We start from the raw sequence: 1,357 nt of genomic DNA, 5'->3' as shown, positions 1-1,357 counted from the left end.
ATGTACTTTCCTGAAATAGGTTGACTAAAAATTAAACCTTTTAGTACTACACCTAATGAAAGACAAAAAACAACACTGCCGAAAAACTTCCTACAAAAAAGTAGGTTTCGATTTAAAGCTTTTGATAATCGATCAAATCCAAAATGGACAGATTTCCGTAAATCATGCTTCAGAAAAATATCAAGTCTCTAGATCTTCTATTGATTATTGGTTAAAAAAATATAGTACCTTAGAACAAAAGAAACTTGGTATGAGCAAGAAAGACGAAATCAAAAAACTCAAGGAACGTATCGAAGAACTAGAATTCGTAAAGGACTTCCAACAAGACATTATCGCGGATATGGAACTAATTACAGGTGTCGATATGTCAAAAAAGTCATTGCCCAAAACATTAGCAGACGAGATCGAAAAAAAGAAACAAGACCGTTTAAAAGAAAATGGTTGATCCAATGTTTTGGGATTAGTAAACAAGCGTTCTATAAACGCTTAAAATCACATAAAACTAAAGTAAACAATGACCAAATCGTGATTCAAATGATTAAAGATTATAGAAATGAAGTCGGACAAAGAACTGGTGGTATTAAACTGTATGACAACCTTAAATCTAAAATGGAAATTCTTGGAATAAAAATGGGAAGGGACAAATTCTATGCGCTCTTAAGAGCTTATAATCTCTTAGTTCCAAAGACTAGAAGATATTTTATAACAACCAATTCTAAACATCATTTTTATAAATATGATAATCTAGTTAAAGACAAAGCTCCTACTCGAGCTGAACAACTTTGGGTTAGTGATATTACCTATATTAAAACAGAAAACAAACACTGTTATCTGGCGCTTGTTACAGATGCCTATTCTAAGAAGATTATGGGTTATAAATTCGCCTCACATATGAAAACATCGCTTTGCATAGATGCGCTCGCTATGGCTATTAAAAATCGTAAATATCCTAATCAAAAACTCATTCATCATTCGGATCGTGGAATTCAATACTGTAACCCAGCATATACACAGTTTGCTGAACAAAATAACATCACGCTATCAATGACACAACAGTACGACCCTTATGAAAATGCAATAGCAGAACGTGTCAACAGAACATTAAAATACGAGTACGGACTTAAACAAACTATAAAAAATAGTACCTTAGCTAACAAGATGATTAAAAAAGCTGTCGATATTTACAACAATAAAAGATCACATTTTAGCTTGAAATTAAAGACTCCTGCTTTTGTTCATCTTAACCAAAATGTAGAATATCATTCCTACAAAAAGAACAAACTAAATTTAGAATATTTGACCTTTTAATTAACGAAAAATGAACCCAAAAAAGGTCAACCTATTTCAGTATAATACA

2 protein-coding genes are annotated in these 1,357 nt (G+C 31.6%); both read left to right on the top strand.

The window, feature by feature from the left end; genetic code table 11:
* Positions 1-55: 55 nt before the first annotated feature.
* On the top strand, positions 56-445 hold the full coding sequence (locus ACRHNM_RS16155) for a helix-turn-helix domain-containing protein (protein ID WP_052461169.1): 390 nt from the start codon (positions 56-58) through the stop codon (positions 443-445).
* The gene (locus tag ACRHNM_RS16150) at positions 442-1,308 is read left to right on the top strand and encodes an IS3 family transposase (protein ID WP_431137673.1); all 867 of its coding nucleotides are present in this window, start codon (positions 442-444) and stop codon (positions 1,306-1,308) included. Before ACRHNM_RS16155 ends, ACRHNM_RS16150 begins: the two co-directional genes overlap by 4 nt.
* The last annotated feature ends 49 nt before the right edge of the window (positions 1,309-1,357 follow it).

Origin of the sequence: Psychroserpens mesophilus (genome assembly GCF_050617655.1) — a bacterium.
Classification (GTDB): Bacteria; Bacteroidota; Bacteroidia; order Flavobacteriales; family Flavobacteriaceae; genus Psychroserpens; species Psychroserpens mesophilus_A.
Note: the sequence above shows the minus strand (reverse complement) of the source record. Positions and strands in the feature narration are given on the sequence as shown.